Origin of the sequence: Dissulfurimicrobium hydrothermale, assembly GCF_022026155.1 — a bacterium.
Taxonomy (GTDB): domain Bacteria; phylum Desulfobacterota; class Dissulfuribacteria; order Dissulfuribacterales; family Sh68; genus Dissulfurimicrobium; species Dissulfurimicrobium hydrothermale.
Window position 1 is genome coordinate 384,025 of sequence record NZ_CP085041.1, and the last position, 19,832, is coordinate 403,856.

15 protein-coding genes, 1 tRNA gene, 1 pseudogene and 1 riboswitch are annotated in these 19,832 nt (G+C 53.0%); of the genes and pseudogenes, 4 read left to right on the forward strand and 13 right to left on the reverse strand.

Annotated features, from left to right (window positions below):
- Positions 1–8 precede the first annotated feature (8 nt).
- The 3 genes from nusA to LGS26_RS01870 form a co-directional block, all read right to left on the reverse strand.
- Complete coding sequence (nusA, locus tag LGS26_RS01860; RefSeq protein ID WP_237888973.1) at positions 9–1,289, reverse strand: transcription termination factor NusA; 1,281 nt, start codon at positions 1,287–1,289, stop codon at positions 9–11.
- A 20-nt stretch (positions 1,290–1,309) separates the two neighbouring features.
- Positions 1,310–1,771: a ribosome maturation factor RimP gene (locus tag LGS26_RS01865; RefSeq protein ID WP_237888974.1), complete on the reverse strand. Its 462-nt coding sequence runs from the start codon at positions 1,769–1,771 to the stop codon at positions 1,310–1,312.
- Positions 1,772–1,924: 153 nt separating this feature from the next.
- Positions 1,925–2,000: transfer RNA gene (locus LGS26_RS01870), tRNA-Gly, on the reverse strand.
- Positions 2,001–2,112: 112 nt separating this feature from the next.
- Positions 2,113–2,187: riboswitch (Fluoride riboswitch) on the forward strand.
- Between the two features lie 57 nt (positions 2,188–2,244).
- Between LGS26_RS01870 and LGS26_RS01875 the strand changes: the two genes are divergently transcribed.
- The 4 genes from LGS26_RS01875 (at position 2,245) to LGS26_RS01890 (ending at position 5,701) form a co-directional block, all read left to right on the forward strand.
- Positions 2,245–3,414: a cation:proton antiporter gene (locus LGS26_RS01875; RefSeq protein WP_237888975.1), complete on the forward strand. Its 1,170-nt coding sequence runs from the start codon at positions 2,245–2,247 to the stop codon at positions 3,412–3,414.
- A 55-nt stretch (positions 3,415–3,469) separates the two neighbouring features.
- Positions 3,470–3,901 carry a universal stress protein gene (locus LGS26_RS01880; RefSeq protein WP_237888976.1) on the forward strand — a complete coding sequence of 144 codons (432 nt, stop codon included), beginning with the start codon at positions 3,470–3,472 and terminating at the stop codon, positions 3,899–3,901.
- A 12-nt stretch (positions 3,902–3,913) separates the two neighbouring features.
- Positions 3,914–5,140, forward strand: coding sequence for an MFS transporter (locus LGS26_RS01885; RefSeq protein ID WP_237888977.1), 1,227 nt, complete (start codon positions 3,914–3,916; stop codon positions 5,138–5,140).
- Between the two features lie 96 nt (positions 5,141–5,236).
- The gene (locus LGS26_RS01890) at positions 5,237–5,701 is read left to right on the forward strand and encodes a ubiquitin family protein (protein WP_237888978.1); all 465 of its coding nucleotides are present in this window, start codon (positions 5,237–5,239) and stop codon (positions 5,699–5,701) included.
- Positions 5,702–5,797: 96 nt separating this feature from the next.
- Here the strand turns inward: LGS26_RS01890 and fdhF are convergent, their stop codons facing one another.
- From fdhF to LGS26_RS01940, 10 genes and pseudogenes are all read right to left on the reverse strand, one after another.
- The gene (gene fdhF / locus LGS26_RS01895) at positions 5,798–8,524 is read right to left on the reverse strand and encodes a formate dehydrogenase subunit alpha (protein WP_330873339.1); all 2,727 of its coding nucleotides are present in this window, start codon (positions 8,522–8,524) and stop codon (positions 5,798–5,800) included.
- A pseudogene (locus LGS26_RS01900) lies at positions 8,501–9,913 on the reverse strand (FAD-dependent oxidoreductase); the annotation flags it as partial. The pseudogene LGS26_RS01900 and the gene fdhF, both read right to left, overlap by 24 nt.
- Position 9,914: 1 nt before the next feature.
- A complete protein-coding gene (locus LGS26_RS01905; RefSeq protein WP_237888979.1) occupies positions 9,915–10,805 on the reverse strand; it encodes a dihydropteroate synthase in 891 nt (296 codons plus the stop codon).
- Positions 10,806–10,852: 47 nt separating this feature from the next.
- Positions 10,853–12,211 (reverse strand): acetyl-CoA decarbonylase/synthase complex subunit gamma, encoded by a 1,359-nt coding sequence (acsC, locus tag LGS26_RS01910; RefSeq protein WP_237888980.1) that lies wholly within the window; start codon positions 12,209–12,211, stop codon positions 10,853–10,855.
- A 25-nt stretch (positions 12,212–12,236) separates the two neighbouring features.
- Positions 12,237–14,441: an acetyl-CoA decarbonylase/synthase complex subunit alpha/beta gene (gene acsB / locus LGS26_RS01915; RefSeq protein ID WP_237888981.1), complete on the reverse strand. Its 2,205-nt coding sequence runs from the start codon at positions 14,439–14,441 to the stop codon at positions 12,237–12,239.
- Between the two features lie 23 nt (positions 14,442–14,464).
- Positions 14,465–17,386 (reverse strand): acetyl-CoA decarbonylase/synthase complex subunit delta, encoded by a 2,922-nt coding sequence (locus LGS26_RS01920; RefSeq protein WP_237888982.1) that lies wholly within the window; start codon positions 17,384–17,386, stop codon positions 14,465–14,467.
- Complete coding sequence (locus LGS26_RS01925; RefSeq protein ID WP_237888983.1) at positions 17,383–18,051, reverse strand: methylenetetrahydrofolate reductase C-terminal domain-containing protein; 669 nt, start codon at positions 18,049–18,051, stop codon at positions 17,383–17,385. The genes LGS26_RS01920 and LGS26_RS01925 overlap by 4 nt, the downstream gene beginning before the upstream one ends.
- The gene (locus LGS26_RS01930) at positions 18,048–18,440 is read right to left on the reverse strand and encodes a hydrogenase iron-sulfur subunit (protein ID WP_237888984.1); all 393 of its coding nucleotides are present in this window, start codon (positions 18,438–18,440) and stop codon (positions 18,048–18,050) included. Before LGS26_RS01930 ends, LGS26_RS01925 begins: the two co-directional genes overlap by 4 nt.
- Complete coding sequence (locus LGS26_RS01935) at positions 18,430–18,996, reverse strand: 4Fe-4S dicluster domain-containing protein (RefSeq protein WP_237888985.1); 567 nt, start codon at positions 18,994–18,996, stop codon at positions 18,430–18,432. The genes LGS26_RS01930 and LGS26_RS01935 overlap by 11 nt, the downstream gene beginning before the upstream one ends.
- Positions 18,997–19,010: 14 nt before the next feature.
- Positions 19,011–19,796, reverse strand: a complete 786-nt coding sequence (locus LGS26_RS01940; RefSeq protein ID WP_237888986.1) for a hydrogenase iron-sulfur subunit — start codon at positions 19,794–19,796, stop codon at positions 19,011–19,013.
- Positions 19,797–19,832: the final 36 nt, after the last annotated feature.

Sequence of the window (19,832 nt, forward strand, 5' to 3'; positions counted from 1 at the left end):
CTCTTCCATTAGGCCGCCGGCTCATCACCTGCAGCGGCCTGACCCTCACCCTGTGCCGCCAGAGGCATCTTCGCCGCCTCTTTGATCAGCGAAGCGGCCGCCTCTCTTTTGATGCGCGCCCCACGGGCCAATTCAACCGGATCCATGCCAGCCAGCTGTTCAGGCGTCTTTATGCCCTGCTCATATATCTTGTCAGCTATAGCCTCCGTCATACCAGGCACCTTCAACAATTCAAGATATGCCGGGTCTTCAAGGTGTGCATAGCGAAGCTCGCTCTTGACATCTATCTTCCAACCCATAAGCTTTGCAGCAAGACGCACGTTTTGCCCCTGACGTCCTATGGCCAACGACAGCTGATCGTCAGGGACAATAGCCTCAAGGCTATGGTTGTTTTCGTCAACTATGACCTTGGAACACTCGGCCGGGGCGAGGGCATTATACAGATATCTGGCCGGATCAGGGCTCCATGGGACGATATCTATCTTTTCGCCCCTGAGTTCCTGCACAACCGCCTGCACCCGCGAACCTCTCATACCCACACATGCCCCCACAGGGTCGACATCAGATGCACTGGAACTCACGGCGATCTTGGCCCTGCTGCCTGGCTCCCTGGCGACACCCATGATCTTTACGGTGCCATCGGCGATCTCGGGCACCTCAAGGCTAAAGAGCTTTACAAGAAAATCGGGATGGGTCCTGGAGAGCACAACCTGCGAGTCTTTTGCATCCCTCTTGACCTCGAGAATATATGCCCTCACCCTGTCACCGCGTCGATAATTTTCTGTAGGTATCTGTTCTGACACTGGCAAGACTGCCTCGGTACGCCCAAGGTTTACAATGGCATTGCCACGCTCAAACCTCTGAATCGTACCGTTTACTATATCGCCGACCCTGTCCTTGAACTCTTCGTAGATCAGATCCTTTTCAGCCGTCTTCATCTTCTGCATTATCACCTGCCTGGCAGACTGAGCGGCAATCCTGCCAAGAGAGGACACATCCATCTTTACGCCGATGCTATCTCCCAATTGGCTCTCGGGGTCGAGCTCCCTCGCCTCCTCAAGCGATATTTCGATGTCTTTGTTGGATGCATTTTCCACCACGACCCTGTATTGAAAGACCTCAATCTCTCCAAGCTCGGGATTGTAATTGACCTCTAGCTCAAGATCGGCACCGTAACGCCTCTTGATCGCAGATTTTATGGCCTCTTCAAGGGCGGATATCAGGATTTCCCGGTCCAGACCCTTTTCCTTACTTACCTGATCTATAATCTTTTTAAGCTCTGAAGACATGATTTAGTGTCCTTTAGCGTTTAAATAATATCAAGCCTGGCCTTTGATATCTTCTCAAATGGGATCTCAAAGGCAATCTTGTCCGCAAACACCGCCACAATCCCATTGCTCACACCCTCCAAAAGGCCCCTGAAACGCCTACGCCCGTTTATGAGTTCACTGGTCTCAATAAATACATTTTGACCCCTGAATCTCTCAAAGTCCTCCATCTTTTTAAGCGGCCTGTTTATCCCAGGCGAAGAGACCTCAAGTGTGTACGGACCTTCAATAGGGTCGTGCACATCAAGTATATCCCCGGCCAGACGGCTGATCTCGGCGCAATCGTCTATGTCGACACCCCCTGCCTTGTCCAAGACAAGCCTTAAGACCATTCCGCGAGGATCACGGCCGCAATGCACATCCACAAGCTCCATTCCATACGATGCAATGACCGGCTCAAGAAGCGCCCTCACTACGTCTTCCGTCTTTTTTTCTTTTGCCATAAATAAAAAACGGGCCTAAAGCCCGCTTCAATAAGTAGGGTTTATGATATTTTAAAATCATCCCCAAAAAGGACAAATCCACATAAACTCCACTAATTGAAGTAAGGCCGCGGCTGCCTTGCGGCAGCCAGTTGCGCAAACCTCAAAAAGGGATGGAGCGGGCGACGGGCCTCGAACCCGCGACCCCAAGCTTGGGAAGCTTGTACTCTACCAACTGAGCTACGCCCGCCTTACTTTGAACGCAATATTAAGGATTATAAAGTGATATGTCAAGGAATATATTGCTGACAGAAATATGTTGCTAACCGCTTGCTTTTCAGCATCATTATTGATAGAATAAAATTCATACAGGCGATGGGGTTCGCCGTTAACCGCACCTGATTTCATAAGCAGAGGCTAATGACTCCTATCCTTAAAATTCAAATTTTTTAAGGATAGGAGTTTTTTTATACCTATCCGAAAGGAGAAGGCTCATGCATGAGGTCTGGGGTATAGCGGCGCTATGGTTGGGTCTTGCCTTGATCGCCACCCTTCTTTCCATCTGGTTTCGTATCGCCACCGCCCTTTCCGAAATTGTGGTGGGTACGGTGGCGCAGCTCTTGATCGGCGCCTTTATCGGGCGGTCTTTGGGTGCTGGTGAGCCGTGGATCGTGTTTTTGTCAGGCGCAGGGGCCATAGTGCTCACATTTCTGGCAGGGGCGGAGCTTGATCCGGATGTCTTCAAAATCAAGTGGAAAGAGGCCACGGTCATCGGCATCATCGCCTTCTTTGCGCCCTTTTTGGGGTGCGCAGCCCTGGCCTATTATCTCCTTGGCTGGTCGAGCCAGGCAAGCTGGCTTGCGGGGGTCGCGCTTTCAACCACCTCTGTCGCGGTCGTCTATGCGGTCATGCTTGAACTTGGATTTAATAAGACTGAATTTGGAAAGGCCGTTCTGGCCGCATGTTTTGTGAATGACCTCGGGACGGTCGTTGCGCTCGGCATGATCTTTGCGCCATTTACCATCAAAACAGTTATCTTTATTGTATCCGGCATCGCGGTATTTATCATCCTCCCCTATCTTACCCCGAGATTTTTCAAAAAATACGGCGACCGCCCGTCTGAGCTTGAGGCCAAATTTCTGCTTCTTGTCCTCTTCGGCCTCGGCTCCCTGGCTGCCTGGTCTGGAAGCGAGGCGGTCCTGCCGGCATATCTCGTGGGCATGGTGCTTGCCGGAACGGTCGGTAAAGACCATGTGCTTATCAGGAGGCTGAGGACCCTGACCTTCGGCCTCCTCACCCCTTTCTATTTTATAAGGGCAGGCTCTTACGTGTCCGTCTCGGCCCTTTTCGCCGCGCCCTTTGCCCTCCTCGTCCTCTTTATGGGCAAGATGATCACCAAGATAATAGGTGTCTATCCAGCCACGAAGCTCTATAGGTACGCCCAAAAGGAGGCGGTTTACACCACCCTTCTCATGTCAACAGGTCTGACCTTCGGCTCCATATCGGCCCTCTTCGGCCTGACCCATGGTATAATTACTAAAGGGCAGTACTCGCTTTTGATAGCAACGGTGATCGGAAGCGCAGTGGTCCCGACGCTCATTGCCAACGCCTTTTTCCTCCCTCACTATCTATTGCCTGAGAGAAAAGATGTGGACAAAAAATAAAGGGGACTTGAAGGGACGATTTTTAAAGGTCCCCTAAAAACAAAAGGAGGCAGATATGCTTAAAAAAATCATCGTCGCATTTGACGGCTCGCCCCAGTCCTACAAGGCCTTTGACTTCGCCCTCGAACTGGCCAGGTTCTGTCCGGGCGCAGGAGAAGGGCCTGAGGTCACAGTCATTTCTGTGGCCCAGCCGCCTGAACTAAGTGAAATTGTGGAGATGGATGCGGTTATCGACAATGCAACCAGGCATTATAAGGGACTTCACTCGGAGCTTGAGAAAAAGGCAGAAGAAAAGGGTATTCAAATAGAAACAGACATACTTGTAGGCCACCCTGCCGAACAGATCATCAGATGCGCCAGTGAAAAGAAGGCCGATATGCTCATTATGGGTCAGAGGGGAAGGTCTGGCATCTCTGGCTGGCTCATGGGCTCTGTGTCAAAGAGGGTGACCACCTATGCGCCCTGCACCGTCACTGTGGTGAAATAAAAGAGGGGATAAATGCAAGAAAAAAGGGGGCTCTTTGGATTCACCAGGGGATTCAATAAAAATGTAGTCATCACGGGCCTTGTGAGTTTCTTCATGGATGCAAGTTCAGAGATGGTCTATCCGCTTGCGCCCCTGTTTCTGGCCAATGTCCTTGGCGCGGACAAGGCGATTATAGGTCTCATCGAGGGCATTGCAGAGTCCACAGCAAGTATTCTAAAGGTCTTCTCCGGATGGCTCTCAGACAGGATCGGGAGCAGGAAGTGGCTTATGGCCACCGGATATAGTCTGGCGGTCTTGAGCAGACCCATCATGGCCATATCTGGATCATGGCATGAGGTCCTGGCCTCAAGGTTCATAGATCGCCTTGGCAAAGGGGTGCGAACCGCCCCGCGGGATGCAATCCTGGCCGAGTCCACAGAGGCGGCCTATCTTGCCAGGGCATTCAGCCTTCACCGCTCCATGGACACCATGGGCGCAGTGGCGGGGCCGCTTGCGGCCTTTTCAATTCTCGGACTTTTCCAGAACAATTACAGGCTTGTCTTCTGGATCTCGATAATCCCAGGGGTTATAGCGGTGCTCCTCATCGTCTTTTTTATCACGGAAAAGAAGAAGGCGAAGACGCCTGCCGCCGAAAGGCCCTGTCTCACCTTGAGGCATTTCAACTGGAGATTCAGGCTCTTCATAGTAATCGCCGTCATATTCGCCTTTGGCAATTCAAGCGACGCATTCCTGATACTCAAGGCGCAACAAGCGGGCATCAAACCCACGCTCATCCCGATAGTCTATCTAATATTCAACCTGATCTATGCCTTCTCAGCCATCCCTGCGGGTATGGCCGCTGACAGATTCGGGAAAAAACGGATAATCCTTCTTGGACTTATCCTGTTTGCGTTCGTCTATTACGGCTTTGCAGTTACGGGAGATGCCCGCGTGGTCTGGCTCCTGTTTGCCCTGTACGGTATATTCATGGGGCTTACCGAAGGGATCCAGAAGGCATACCTTGCAACCATTATACCCCAGGACTTCAAGGCCACTGCATTCGGCGTGTACAATACCGTTGTGGGACTCGCCACGCTCCCTGCAAGCATCATCGGGGGCTGGCTCTGGGATCACGTCTCTTCATCCGCGACCTTCTATTTCGGTTCGGCCATGGCGGCTGTCTCGGCGGCGCTCTTTGTGGCGTTTATCCTGACGGAAAAAGGACATCCTGTAACTGAATCTTCGGCTTCAAAAATATAAACAATAATTTTTTAAACTATTTTCTTGACAGCACTGTTCATTTTTGCTACCCAAATTTATATGGGTAAACAGAATTTTAAAAAAGGAGGCAACAAAATGAAAAGATTTGTGACATTAATTGCTGTGATGGCGGTATTTGGTCTATTTTTTGCTACTCAAGCACTGGCGCAGCGGGGAATGATGATGCCGAAAGGCGGGGGCGGCTGGTGCTCCACCGGGACACCTTACGCCAGCATGTATAACCCGCAGACTGTTGAGACTATCAGCGGAGAGGTCGTGGCGGTCGATAAAATTATGCCGCAAAAGGGCATGTCTTACGGCATCCAGCTCATAGTCAAAACCAACAAGGAAACGATACCGGTCCACCTTGGCCCCGGTTGGTTTATTGAAAATCAGAGCATAAAGATTGCGCCAAAGGACAAGGTCGAGGTTAAGGGTTCGAGAGTGACATTTGAAGGCAAACCCACCATTATTGCCTCAGAGGTAAAAAGAGGGGATGATGTATTGACGCTCCGCGACACAAACGGCTTTCCAGTCTGGAACGGCTGGAGGCGCAGATAACGCTCTATCAGTCTAAATACAGCAACCAGTTGAAACTATCCCCAAACAAGCGTCAAAACGGCGCTTGTTTTATTTTAAGACATACGGCTTCTGAGATCAAGCAACGGGCTCAATTCTCACTGCACAGACCTTGTATTCCGGTGTCAGGGTCTTCAAATCGAGACCCGGACTCGTCAGGAGGTTTACAAGGGCCTCTTGAAAATGGAACGAAAGAAACACCGTACCCTGCCTGCTCCTATCCGTTACGGCGGCCTTCACTTTTATCCTGCCGCGTCTGGAAACGACATATACATCCGCCCCATCTTTCACCCCGATACGTCTTGCATCCACCGGATTGATCTCTACGACCTCGCGGTCCGAAATGGCCTCGAAGCCCTCGGAGCGCCTGGTCATCGAACCATTATTGTAGTGCACAAGCCTTCTTCCTGTTATAAGGACAAACGGATAGTCCTTGTCCGCATCCTCCTCTGGAAGTACATAGGATACAGGCACAAAGCGCCCCCTACCTATTGGAAAGCGATCGACATGAAGTAACGGCGTACCCGGGTGCCCAGGTGACGGACAAGGCCAGACCTGCCCCTCACCTTCTAATCTTCCATATGATATCCCTGCATATTGCGGAACTACCCTTGCAATCTCCTCCATTATATCCTTAGGATGTCTGTAAACAAACGGGTGCCCCATCGCCCTGGCTATAAGGCAGATGATCTCCCAATCGGCCCTTGACCCGCCGAAAGGCTCGACCGCCTTATGAACAAGCCTCACACGACGCTCGCCGCTTGTAAATGTACCGTCCTTTTCATAAAAACATGCCGCTGGCAGGAAGATATGGGCAAAACGGGCCGTCTCCGTCAAAAAAAGGTCCTGCACAACTACAAAATCAAGCCTTGATAAGGCCTTCTGCACGTGGCCGACATTTGCCTGTGTCTGGGCCGGATCATAGCCGACTATATACATCGCCTTGAGCCAACCAGACAAGGCGGCGTCATACATCTGGGGCTCAAGAAGTCCATCAGTACAGGGCAGTTCCTTCACCCCCCAGACGCTGGCGAAATGGGCCAGGGCATTCGGGTCATCCGTCGGGGAATACCCCGGATATGAATAAGGCAGGGTGCCCATATCGCAGGCGCCCTGTACGTTGTTCTGGCCTCGAAGTGGGTTTATCCCGTTGAAAGGCCTGCCGACGTGCCCAGTCGCTAGCACGAGATTCGCCAATGCCATTACCCCTGCGGTTCCACCTTTGTGCTCCGCAACTCCAAGACCATACAGTATCAAGGCATTTTCCGCCTTAGCATACGCCCTCGCCGCCTCACGGATAAGTCTTGCCTCGACGCCGGTTATCTCTTCAACCTTTTCGGGTGGATATTCTGCAACATGGGCCCTGACGGCATCCATGTTCTCAGTCCGACCCTCAATAAAGGTCTTATTTTCGAGACCCTCTTCAAAGATGACGTAGAGCATCCCATTCAGAAGCGGTATGTTAGTACCAGGTCTAAGCTGAAGGAAAAGACCGCCCGTCTGCGCCTCGGCCATGACCGCCACCTCTGTCCGCCTTGGGTCGATCACGACCAATCTTGTCCCATGCCTCGCCGCCTCCTTCACCTTCAATCCAACGATCGGATGGGCCTCTGTGGTGTTGGAGCCACATATCAAGAGCAGATCCGTACCGATTATCTGCTCAAATGGCGTCGTCGCAGCCCCGCTTCCAAGTGTGGCCAGCAGACCGCTGACCGTCGGGGCGTGTCAGACCCGCGCGCAGTTATCGACATTGTTCGTGCCGATCACCGCACGCGCCAACTTCTGAATGAGATAGTTTTCTTCGTTCGTGCACCTCGAGGAAGAGATAAGCCCTATACTGTCAGCGCCTGAACGATCTTTTATCATTGAAAGTCGTCCGGCTATGAGGGTTACGGCCTCATCCCATGAGACCTCCCTGAAAGGCTCATCTATGCTCTCCCTCGCCAGGGGGGTAGATACGCGTTCTTGATTATGATAAAACGTATAACCAAATCGGCCTTTTACACATAGATCGCCGAAATTGGGTGGATCAGCCCTGTTGGCCCTTATCTCAAGTATGGCCCCGTGTTTCCTGATAATGCTGACACTGCAGCCTGTCCCGCAATATGTGCAGACGCTCTTTATCTCCTCGACTTGATCAGGCATCAGCGGCACCACAGAGGTCTTTTTTATAAGCGCCCCTGTAGGACATGCATCAACACAAGCCCCGCACGAAACGCAATTTTCGTTCAGCTTGATCGATGCACCAAGGAAGGTGGTCGTAACGCCGTCTTCCTGGATAGAGAGCTCAAGTGCACCATATTTACAACTCCTTTCGCATCTTGTACAGCCAATACACTTGTCGGCATCGACTACAATAAACGGGTGGGAGGCGTCTATACCGGTCTTAAGTCTTTGAAGCGCACCAGCTGCATTTACCTTATACGATGCAGAGAGCTCACGATATTCGCACTTTGAAAGACCTAGACAGCCGCACTTTAGACATCGCCCAGCCTCTCTCTTGGCCATCTCTTCCGTAAAACCGAGCTCCACCTCGTCAAAGTCCCTATTCCTGCGGTCGGCAGGCCTGGCCGGCATGGTCTCGCTCAGCTTGATGGAATAGCCGTCAAAATTGTGCATATCCACATCTTCAAAGCGTTTTCCTTTTGAAAAATTAAATCTGGTCTCTGCAGGGGCCCTTTCGCCTGATAGAAACTCGTTTATGGCCTCAGCCGCCCTGCGTCCTGAGGCTACGGCCTGTATCACGGTACGCGGCCCGCTTACCGCATCTCCTCCAGCATAAACGCCTTCAACGCCTGTAGCCATGGTAGTCGGATTGGCCTTTATCGTACCGCGTTGATTCAGCTTAAGCTGCGACTCGAGCTCCCCATAAGTCGATATGTTCGGATCGCCTTCCTGGCCAAGGGCGGCTATCACGACATCTCCTTCCCAAAACAACCTTGAACCCGGCATTGGAATGGGATGCCTCAGGCCCCTTTCGTCAGGTTCGTCAAGCACGGTCCTTGCCATCTCCACCCTCAACTGACCGTCTTCTCTAACTATCTTGAGGGGCATGGCCATCAAGAAGAACTGGACACCTTCCTTCTCGGCCTCCTGGACGTCGCGCTGTTGTGCAGTGAGCTCCATTCTCGACCTCGGATATATGACAGTCACATCGCCCGCCCCGAGTCTTACCGCAGATCTTGCGGAGTCAATAGCCACGTCACCGCCGCCTATAACAAGCACCTTATTGCCTATTTTAGGTGTACGGCCGATATTTATATTCCTCAAAAAGCTAAGGCCGTCCATGGTCAATTCGCTTCCTTGGATATCAAGGGCCCTTTGCTTGTTGAGACCGACCGCAATGAATACGGCCTCAAAACCCTGGTCCTGGAGATCCTTCAGGGTAAAATCCTCTCCCCATCTCCTCCCTGTCTTGACATGGACACCCATGTTCAAGATCGCCTTTATCTCTGCATCCAAAGGCCTTTTAGGGAGCTTATAGCCGGGCAACCAGTACCTCAAGGCCCCGCCGAGTCCTTCCTCAGCCTCGAATATGGTAGTCTCGTGCCCATACTTCCTGAGATAGTAAGCAGCGGAAAGGCCAGCCGGCCCTCCGCCTATGATCGCAACCCTACGACCCGTAGGCGATCCAGTCTCATCTCTATAAAGACCGTGTTCAAGGGCATGGTCAGCCACAAAACGCTTGAGATGATTTATGGCTATGGGCTCATCTATAAGCACCCTGCGGCATCTGGTCTCACAGAACCTAGGACAAACCCTCCCTACTGATACAGGAAGAGGATTTCTTTCTTTTATAAGTCTGAGGGCCGCTTCAAACTCGCCGCGGGCTATCAGATTTACATAGCCCTGGACGTTTATACCGCCTGGACAGGTCAGATTACACGGGGCCCGACAGTCTCCGTAATGCACCTCAGCAAGGGCCTGAAGACGCTTGGCCCTTAACTCTTCGATCTCCTTCGAATGCGTGATGACGATCATACCGTCTTCTATCTGGGTCGAGCACGCCCTAACTCGGCCCCTCCCTTCCACATCAACGAGACACATCATGCAAGGTCTCCTGGATACCTCCAAACCTTCAAGGAAACACAGGGTCGGGATAAAAACCCCAATGTCTCTTGCTGCCTCAAGTATGGTAAGCCCTGGCTTGAACCTCGCCGTCTGGCCGTTGATCTTGACGGTTATGCCGTCCATATTAAAGCTCCAACCAAGATTCTGAAAATATGGTCTTTCCCATCAGAACACGCGTAGTCTTATAGTATTCGAGCTCCTTCGGGGAAAGGGTCTTTGGATCAGGATCGTTGTCGTCCATGACGTCATGAACGACCTTTACCAGCTCCGGCCTCTCACCATGGGCCAAGGCCATCAGCTCCTCGTCGTAGGCGTCGACGATCGCCGACCAGATACCGACCTTCATCAACATGGCAAGATACGCCCGGTTGAGATAATGCCGCTTCTCCGCCGAGACGCCATTTGAAACATTTGAAAGCCCGACCGTGGACTTGACACCAGGGGCTATCTCAGAGAGCATCTCCATGAAACCGATGCCGCTCATTACCTGATCTGAACCAAGGGTGATTGGCGTTGCAATAGGATCTATAAGTATCCGCTCGTTTGGTATGCCGGCTTCGTTCATGGCCATCGTCAGGTCCACGGTCATCGCGGCCCGTTCGTTTGAATCACGCGGCATACCGTCCACGCCCCAGAGCAGCCCAACGACATAGCAACCCATCTCCGCTGCCACAGGGATAAGCTTTTTCATACGCTCAGGCTGAAGCGATATGGAATTCATTATATGTCGGCTCGGATGCCTTGCGGCCTTGATTCCTGCTATAAGCGCATCTGCATTTGTGGTGTCGAGCGAGAGGGGGCAGTCCGTAACCTCCTCAACCACCCTGACTATCCATGGCATGAGCTCCTGGCCGTCTTTTCTGGCCGGACCTATGTTCATATCCAGGAAATCCGCGCCGTTCGCCACCTCTTCGTTGGCCATAAGCTCGATAGGCGCAGGGTCTCTGGCCTTCATGGCGGCGCCAGTCCGCTTGCCCATTATGTTGATACTCTCAGCTATACACTGGACGTACATCGTTCAATCCTCCGAGATCCATAGATTCGCGCAAGGCGCTTGACGACTCAGACCGCAACCGCCCGCCAATCCCGCAAAAAGGCTGGCAGATGACTCGCCTCTCTGGGCCCTATCTGGATATTCCAGCCCTGGAGCTCCTCTTCGAGCTCGCCTTTGATGGAAGCAAGATAACCAGGGATAATAAGGTTTCTGTGTCTCACCCTGTCTGCAATGCCGCTCTTTTTAACAAATCCGGCTATCAGATCCGCACTGAACTTACCGGCGGCCCATGCGGTAAGAACAGATAGACCCTCTGTATCTTTTATCAGAAGCCATGACGGTATTTTACTCCCCTCGACCTCGCCAGAGACTATGAAATAGGTAAGCGAGAAATTGCAGGTTATGAGCACCGGCGAGTCCTCTCCAGGACCGTTTATCGGATAGATATCCTCCTGCACCACCATAGGCCGCTGAGGATCGGTATATATATTGAGGCGTTCGAGCAAAAGAGGAAACAGCGACTCCCCCCTCAAATCAGAGAGCACTACTATGCCGGCGTATTTTGCAATCAGGACCGAGGCCACAAGAGTTTCAAGCATGAGGTCTTCAGTGATCTCACATGGAAACGTGATGGTCGGAAACCCTAATGGTTTGAATTTATGTCTGATACTGGCCCTCCTTATGGCGACTTGGTCTTCAAACACGGCCTTCATCGTCCTCGCCCCGGTATCGATGACAAGGTCTTTGAGGCCTGCGCTCAGGAGCCTTTCCGTTAAAGAGGCAACCTCCCCGATGGTCTCGCCCTTTACAGCAAGCGGCGCGCCCGTCTCCTTGGCTACACCGGCCATGGCGTCCAAATTTCCAGCTGTGGCGCAATATAAAAGGGACCTTGAAGCACCGGATGCCTTAGCGGCCGCGGTCAGCGCTGAAGGATCGCTGCTCATAAGCACAAGCGCGGCGTTGGGACATTGACTTCTCACCCTCTCCACTAGCGAAACAAATGCGGCTTCCCCCTGGCCGGCGTCTTTTACAGCGACAATGTCCGCCTTGAGCTCAAGACCGACCCGCTCATATTTCAAGGCATTGAACCTCTCGAGACGGCCCTGGATCTCGGCGTCGGACATATCGGTTTTTATGAGAACGGCTATGCCAGTCGGATTTTCAAAGCGTTTTTCATGTCTGTAGATACAGGTCTCTCCGCCCATCTTAAATACAGCGTCTCCGCCGCCGAGGGTTATGGTACGTATAGGCGGGGCCGACGCCTCGCCTATCTGCTGTTTCGCCTCTTCAGAGACATAAGGACAGCCACCGATCTCAGCCTGCCCAGCCGCCACCTTCATGGCAAAGGCCAGACATGTAGGCACGCCGCACTCCCCACAGTTTGTCTTCGGGAGCATCTTTAATATCTGAATCCCTGTAAGCGCCATGTCTTATCCTCACTTTCTCTCTTGTCTAAACCGCACTCTCCATTGAAAGCGCAGGATGACCCTTTGCCTGCAGGAAGGCAAGGACCGCATCTTCCGTGACACCCACCTCTTCGTCTGCAATCATATCAAGGAGATCGGGCACGCCTTCCTCTTGCGCCCTTATCAGCAGCCGATCCTTGAGCTCCTCCTTGAGCATCTTAGGCATCCAGACCACCCGCTTCAATCCCCCCTCGGCCTTCATGAATTTGCGGCTGCACATATAGTGCTTGGATACGCCCAAGAAACCTGGGGTTACGGCCCCACCGCCGACCATACCGGCAAGGGTGGTGAACTTCATCCCGCTCGGCGTCATGCCTAAATAATCGCGGTTTACCAGCATTATGCCGTTGCACATGGGCAACATAGTCGCTATGGCCTCAAAACACCCACAAGCGGTCATAGGATCGACCATAAGGCTATAGGCGCTTACGCGCTCCACCTTGCCCCTAGAGGCCTTCTTCACAAACTCATTGACCCCGACCCATTGACCAAGCAATGGGTCTATAAGCTCACCTTTTACTATAGGCTGATTTGGACCTGTCGGGTTGATCTCATAAGACGCCTTTCCATCAAGCCAGTTATAGGCCCCGCACATCCCGATCCTTTCAGGCGTAATCACGCATACATGACTCGGGGCGAACGACTGACAGAGGGTACACGAATAAAATATCTCTTCGGTTTCATCTGTCATCGAACCCAGGCGCTCATCCCGGGCGGCATAGACCTGTCTTGCGAGCTCCAGGATCTCTTTTACCTTTTCCTCCTCTGTGTATATCTTGACCTGTACCTTATCCACAATGGCCCCAAACTCCTGGTGAAGCTTGCCGTGAAGTATGCGGCCTATATGTTCGAACTTGAAGCCCTTTTCTATGGCCTGCTTGCCGACCCTTAGCCACATGATGTTCCGCTGTCCTACATGCATTATGCCTTGGGCGTAGTTTATAAGGTGGTGAAACTGACGCTCAAGGATCGGCTCGAAGTCTGACTGCATCTGGCGGCCGGCCACCTCGACAAGTATCGCGAGCGGCAACTTTGCGCCCAGCTGCATATCCGTCATCTCAGGCCCTTCTACGGTCACAAGGCCATCCTGAACCTCTTCCATATCCTTTGAGACCAGGAGCTCTACACCAAGCGTCCTGCCACCGCCACACTCCAGAAAGAGGTCGTCTTTCCTGACCCGCTCGCCCTCAAAGGCAGGACCGTAAGAAACCGGTATGTCTATCTTTGTAACGGAGACCTTGAGCCCTCTCACCTCTATTGACTTCTGGACGATCTCTTCGTGCGGCACCTTGCTCACGACATGCTCATAGGTACATATGCCGGTCGGGAGCACCTGAGGGATATCCCAGTCAGATATGGTTGGGAAACCCCAATTGATGGCGCCTGCCGCATTTGCATACCACTCGTCTGATACAGGGCCGAAGGCCATCACAAAGGCGAACGTCCTGTCTTTGTTATATATAAGATTGCCCTTGTAATCACCAGGCTTAATGCCGCCGAAGGCCAAGGCGACACGACAGGCGAAGCCTATGGCAAAAACAGCCGAGGTATATGTGGGTCCGAACGGCACAAGGCGGGTCGACCAACCGATCTGCACCTTCTGTTTCTTAAGCTGATCAGGCATGGTTATGCCTTCCGTCTGGTCGTGCATAAAGATATAGAGATTTTTTTCCTGGAGCTCGGTTGCTATTTTGCTGGCCATCTCAGGGTCGGATGGCGTGCCTAGTATGGCGGCGAAACCAGGAGCGGTGCCGTCGACAAACTCCACGCCGCGCTTCCTGAATATCACATCATCCGCTGCACCGAGCCATACCCTGCCCTCTGGCGGATCCTCAGTCTTTGCATAAAAATCAGGGTCGTCTATATATCTTATGGCCTCATACATCTCTTCGGCGAAAAAGGTGGCCATCCCTGCATCAAGGGCCGGAGCGAGATAGGGAAGCCAAACCCCTTCGCTTACAGGTGGCGGAAGGAGCTTGCGACACTCCTTGAATATGTCTTTCATGTCACCCAGTCTCGAGACAGGGGCGCCGAGTATGCTGTATATGATCGGCAAGTAATAAGCTGTATTCGGAAAGGCCACCTCGCGCTCAGGCCCATATTTTTTAAGTGCCTCCTCATATTTTTCTTCAGCCATATCCACTATCTTGTGAGCGCCGCGGATTGCTGATGAACAGATGATCTTAGACATAATCTCCTCCAGTCATTATTGTATTACATCATCCCCTGGACCAGCGTATCCACCAAAGATGCCGCATGGGGATGCCTCATAACCATGAGCTCGCCACCTGCCAGCATGAGGACCGACGCGGTTACAGCCTCCATAAGCACCCCCCTTTTCTCCTGGTCTCCGTAATAAGGATCGGTGGGCAACTTTGTCTCCTTGGCCTTCCATACCTCCCTGCCAAGCTGACAGATAAAAGGCGCCTGCAGCTTGTCGTCCTGCTGAGTAAGGGCTGCAAGGCGGATACGCTCCATGACCGAGTATGTATACTCGAGTCCATAGCCCACCGCGCCTATGGATGGATCCATTAGTATCTGATTTAGGGACACCCCGAGGTTCTCAAAGAGGATATTCAACTGTTTGGCAAGATTCACGTCGATCGGGGTTGAGGCCACAACCGGCAATCCAAATGCCATAGCCGTTGCCCCGAGGTTTCGATAATTCGCATCAGTAAGCGGCGCTATACATACCTTCTTAGAACCAATAAGACCCGTGACCTCCCTTAAGGTCTCCGTGTCCTTTTCGGCATTGCCGCAGCCCCACAAGATGACCGGCGCATTGATCTCGTCTATGACGGCCTTTGCGGTCTTTGCCGCATCGGATGACGGTCGGTTGAGGCCATTCGGATCCGTACTGACAAGCGACAGACATACCGCTCTTGCACCGAATTCATTCACGCATTTCCTCGCCCAGGCAACAGGGTCGCCTATTACGTCTTTATAGTAGACGGAGAGACATTCAGGCCAATCCTCTGGCGGGACATCCAGCACCTCAAGCGCCACCCTGGGTGGATTGGGCATGTCGCCCTCAAAGAGATGAAACGGCAAGGCGCTCTCACCGCCCACCGTTATCGCCCTTTCGTCGTCTCCTATGGTCACCTCGCGGATGAAGGAGTCCACCCTTTCTATAAACAAGTCCTGCGGTATCCCAGCGCTTCTTTCTATAAGGGACTTGGCCTCTTTTTTGAGACTGGAGACCGTGGCCTTGGCCGCTGCAACAGTCGGCACTTCCCTCTCTTCTTTCTTCTTCGACGCCTGTTTGACTTTTTCCCTAGGCGCCTGCTTGGGCTCAGGCATCTGTATCTCGTGGGGGATCGGCGCCGCAGCCTCTCCAGCCTTTTCTTCGGGCCTTGGTTCGAGAGGTCTTGGTACCTCTGAAGGCATAGGCCGAATCGGTGCAGTCTGCACCACCACCCCGCCCGCCTCCACGGCCTTCATGCCGCGGGCAGCCTTTTCGTCGCCAGGTTTGAGATCAAGCGCCTTTTTGAAACAATCCCTTGCGCCGTCGACATCCCCCTTGGCCAGACAAACATTGCCCTTACCGACAAGACGAATGACGAGCTTCTGTATCCACTCTTCTTCAGTAAATCCCTCGGGGCAGGGGGGCAAACCCATATCTTTGACAGGCATTTGGGCCACGACTTGGGGCGGCGCTTCTATCTTGGCATCAATCCTGTCTGTCTCTTGAGGGGCCGCATGAAGGACCTGTGCTGGCTCAATGACCGTCGCTGGCTCCATCCCACCCCCATGGAGCATGAATTCAGCCTCAAGAAAGTGTCTGATCGCCTCAAATTGCTCTTCAGTGAGGCCCAGCGCCTTTCTGAGCGCCCCAAGACCTAGATTCAAAGATCTGAGTATAACCTGCTCCCTTGGAGAAAGCGGTGTGCCATGGCAGACAGACCCACCGGTCTGCACCATATCAGCCATGGGCACTTGTCCAGGTGATCGTCTATTCTCCTCAAGCTCAAGCCTTGCGGCCCTTGCTTCCATATCTTGCTGACTAGCCATCGCCTTTGCTGCCTCCAGTTCCTTCTTAAGACCCATCAATTCGACGTCGATCCTTTCCCTTTCCCTCGCTGCCGATTCCCTTGACGCCAAGGCCTCGGCCCTGGCCTTTTCAAGCTTGGACTTCAGTTCAGCCTCTGCCTCAGACCTTCCTCTCTCAAACGATACATCCAAGGCCTCCTGCCCGACGAGCACCGGCTCTACACCCCTTACCTCCGGCCTCGGCCCAAGCCCGGCCCTCTTTACAATCTCGGGTGCAGCCTCTTCCCACTCGATCGCCATTATATGACAACCTGCAACGCCAGGGATCTCGCGCACCTGGTTGATAATATCGACAGCTATATCGATCCCTTCCTCCCTCTGATCCTTTGAATCCCTTAATCGCTTGAGCACCTCGTCCGTAACCTCAAGCCCTGGGACATTGTTTTTCATGTATTTAGCCATGCCGAAAGACTTGGGCGGGGTGACGCCAGCAAGGATATAGACCTTCTCATGGAGACCGAGGTCGCGAACCATTTCCATGAACCTTGCAAACTTCTTGACATTGTAGATGATCTGAGTCTGTATGAAATTAGCCCCAGCCTCGACCTTTTTAGCAAGCCTCTTTGGCCTGAACTCAAACGGGTCTGCAAACGGATTGGCGGCGGCTCCAAGAAAGAACCTAGGCGCCGCGCCCTTTATCTCCTCTCCACATTGAAACCGCGCATCGTCCCGCATACCTCTGACCATACCAAGGAGCTGTATAGAGTCCATGTCAAAGACACCCTTGGATTGGGGGTGATTGCCAAAACGCTGATGGTCTCCGGTAAGACACAAGAGATTCTTGATCCCGAGGGCTGATGCACCTAGTATGTCTGCCTGCATACCTATACGGTTTCTGTCCCTGCAGGTCATCTGCATGACCGGTTCAAGCCCCTCGGAAAGGGCGATAAGTCCGGCTGTCAGGCTTGACATGCGCACGATCGCAGTCTGACAGTCTGTTATATTTACAGCGTCCACATGCCCTTTGAGTATACGCGCCTTCCTGCGCACTACATCCGGATCCCCATTCTTCGGCGGACCAAGTTCCCCTGTGACTGCAAATTGGCCTGATGTCAATATATGTTCCAGATTGCTTCCTGCTATCACGGCAACAGATCCTCCCTGACCCTGCGACGCGGTCCGCCGTGTCCTGCAGCGGTCCAATCGCGAATGGGCATTATTTCTGTCAGTCTTTCGGCCTCACCCTGCGCGGAAAGTCTATCGTAAATCCTGTGCCAGATGCATGGGGTGTCAGGATCGATCTCGCACCTGCCGCCCTGGGAGCCGCCGCACGGCCCGTTTGAAAGCCCCTTGGCGCACCTTGCTACAGGACAAAGCCCGCCTGTCAAGTGCAACACACAGGCCCCGCAGCCTGCACACATCTCCTTCCACTCGCCGCTCGAGAGATTCGCCCCATAAAACGAGGTATTAAGCGCAGGGAAAACCCTGACGCCAGGACATAGATCGGCTATAAAATTCACACCTACGCCACAGGCCGTTGATAGAACCGCATCATAGCCCTTGCCGCGTTCCTTCAATGGCTCAAGGTATTCTGGATCACACTGTCTTACATAGGTATCCGTGTCTATCTCGATAGACGCCCCAAGATTCCTGCGCCCAAGCCTTATGGCCGAGGCCAGGATCGCGACCTCCTTATCCCCGCCTGCCGAACATACCGCAACACAGCCCCGACATCCGAGGATCAGGAGCCTCGAGACCCCTTCAAGCATCTTCAATATCTCTTTCAACGGCTTTCTCTCAGCTATTATCATTTCTTTTCACCCCTCACACGGCCTATCATCTCGCGGGCCGCATCCACAACAGGGCCTGATTCGCCGCGCGGGACAAAGAACATCCCGACAAGCTCTGGGTTCATATCGAGCTCTTTCAATATCTCGCCCGCCTTCTTTACCCTCTTGGCGGCCATCCGACTCCCATTCAGATTGTGACAGCCGTCGACCGGACATCCGGCTACAAAGACTGCATCGGCACCCGCACTGAAGGCATCCAGAATAGATGTGAGCTCAAGCCTACCAGTACAAGGAACCCTCTCGATCTGGACGCCATCCGGCAGGAGCCCAGTCTCTTTTATGGCCTCTGCAGATACAGAAATAGTATAATTGCAACAAAAGCCCACGATTTTGGGATTGCTATCGGACATCTCTTCCCTCCACCATACCCCTATATTCCTGTGAAGGCGAAAGCGCTATAGCCTTAGCCGGGCATTCTAGGACGCATATGCCACAGGCCTTACACTTATCTGGATCGATAAAGGCATAGCCCTCGGAGACAATCCCGGGCGCACCGAATGGACAGAGCCTTACACAAGTAAGACAGGCCACGCACTTGCCAGGGTCGACCTCTGCAAAGAGCCCGAGCCTTTTAAGCCTCTCTCTGTCCGCCAGCCCTCGCCTCACCGCCTCTGTCCTCAGGGCCTTGATTACATCGCTACAACGCACCCCTTGTGGACACACTGGCACACAGCTCTGACACTGAGAGCACGCCCAGATGATGTCGGAAGTCATGAGCTCGTCTTCCATCCCAAGGATTACCATGTGCACAATCTTCCTAGGGTCGAACGCCGAGACCACCTTCTCGACAGGACATGCGCCACTGCATGCGCCGCAGGTAAAGCATTGAGCCAAGGTTAAACAGCCGTCATAAACGGCGATTCCGGTTTCAAACGATTCGTTCAGAGATGCCGCCTGTATGGTCATAGCAAGCCCCGCCTTCACTCATTCCTGACCAGGACGAGACCCTGGCCATCTTCTTTTACAACGCCCTTTTTCACAAGGCCCTGGATGACCTTATCAATTAAATCATCAGGGGCGCTGCTCAGGCCCCTCAACGATGAAATGTCGTGATGGACGCCATCGGCCATGACCGACAAAAGGTCTTCCCTCAGCGCCTCTTCGCGAAAGACCGGCAGGACCTTCTCCGCCACATCCCTCGAGATGGCGTCTGGCGTATAGATTGAATAATCGCCTTGTTCATGCATCTTCTTTGCAAGATTCCCAATAGCGGTACGCACCTTTGGGACCTGAGCGGCCCTGCATGCGGCCCCAAGCCGCCTTTTCAATGTAGTCGGATCGACCTCGCCATCTCCTTGCCCAAAAGGCCCCATCGTCCTGATTTTCGCGACATATCTGGTTACAAGCTCTACAAACCTTGGACCTTCCGCAGCCGACGCCCATTCAAGGGTAAAACGGTCGGGATTCATGCCGGCGGCCCTTAATACCTGCCGCGCAGTCTCGGCCATTATCAACGCCTCGTAATTACCAGACTGGTAATGACACTCGCCCAGGTGTCACCCGCCTGTAAACACACCATCCGCCCCGCATCTAAAGGCCTCCAGGATAAACCTCGCATCGATCCGCCCCGTGCACATCACCCTTATTACCCTGATATTTGGCGGATACTGATACCGTCCGACGCCGGCAGAATCTGCGGCGGCATAACAGCACCAGTGACAGAAAAAGCCCAATATGCGGGGATCAAAGCCCTCTGTCTGGGTCATAATATATCTCCTTTAGGCAGGCATGTGGGCCTGCCA

Bases quoted from the DNA above. Each gene is read 5' to 3' on its own strand.
- LGS26_RS01885 (WP_237888977.1), top strand. From the start codon at position 3,914: ATGCAAGAAAAAAGGGGGCTCTTTGGATTCACCAGGGGATTCAATAAA.
- LGS26_RS01925 (WP_237888983.1), bottom strand. From the start codon at position 18,051: ATGATAATAGCTGAGAGAAAGCCGTTGAAAGAGATATTGAAGATGCTT.
- LGS26_RS01875 (WP_237888975.1), top strand. From the start codon at position 2,245: ATGCATGAGGTCTGGGGTATAGCGGCGCTATGGTTGGGTCTTGCCTTG.
- LGS26_RS01880 (WP_237888976.1), top strand. From the start codon at position 3,470: ATGCTTAAAAAAATCATCGTCGCATTTGACGGCTCGCCCCAGTCCTAC.
- LGS26_RS01865 (WP_237888974.1), bottom strand. From the start codon at position 1,771: ATGGCAAAAGAAAAAAAGACGGAAGACGTAGTGAGGGCGCTTCTTGAG.
- LGS26_RS01905 (WP_237888979.1), bottom strand. From the start codon at position 10,805: ATGTACGTCCAGTGTATAGCTGAGAGTATCAACATAATGGGCAAGCGG.
- acsB (WP_237888981.1), bottom strand. From the start codon at position 14,441: ATGTCTAAGATCATCTGTTCATCAGCAATCCGCGGCGCTCACAAGATA.
- LGS26_RS01935 (WP_237888985.1), bottom strand. From the start codon at position 18,996: ATGACCATACAGGCGGCATCTCTGAACGAATCGTTTGAAACCGGAATC.
- LGS26_RS01890 (WP_237888978.1), top strand. From the start codon at position 5,237: ATGAAAAGATTTGTGACATTAATTGCTGTGATGGCGGTATTTGGTCTA.
- LGS26_RS01930 (WP_237888984.1), bottom strand. From the start codon at position 18,440: ATGTCCGATAGCAATCCCAAAATCGTGGGCTTTTGTTGCAATTATACT.
- nusA (WP_237888973.1), bottom strand. From the start codon at position 1,289: ATGTCTTCAGAGCTTAAAAAGATTATAGATCAGGTAAGTAAGGAAAAG.
- acsC (WP_237888980.1), bottom strand. From the start codon at position 12,211: ATGGCGCTTACAGGGATTCAGATATTAAAGATGCTCCCGAAGACAAAC.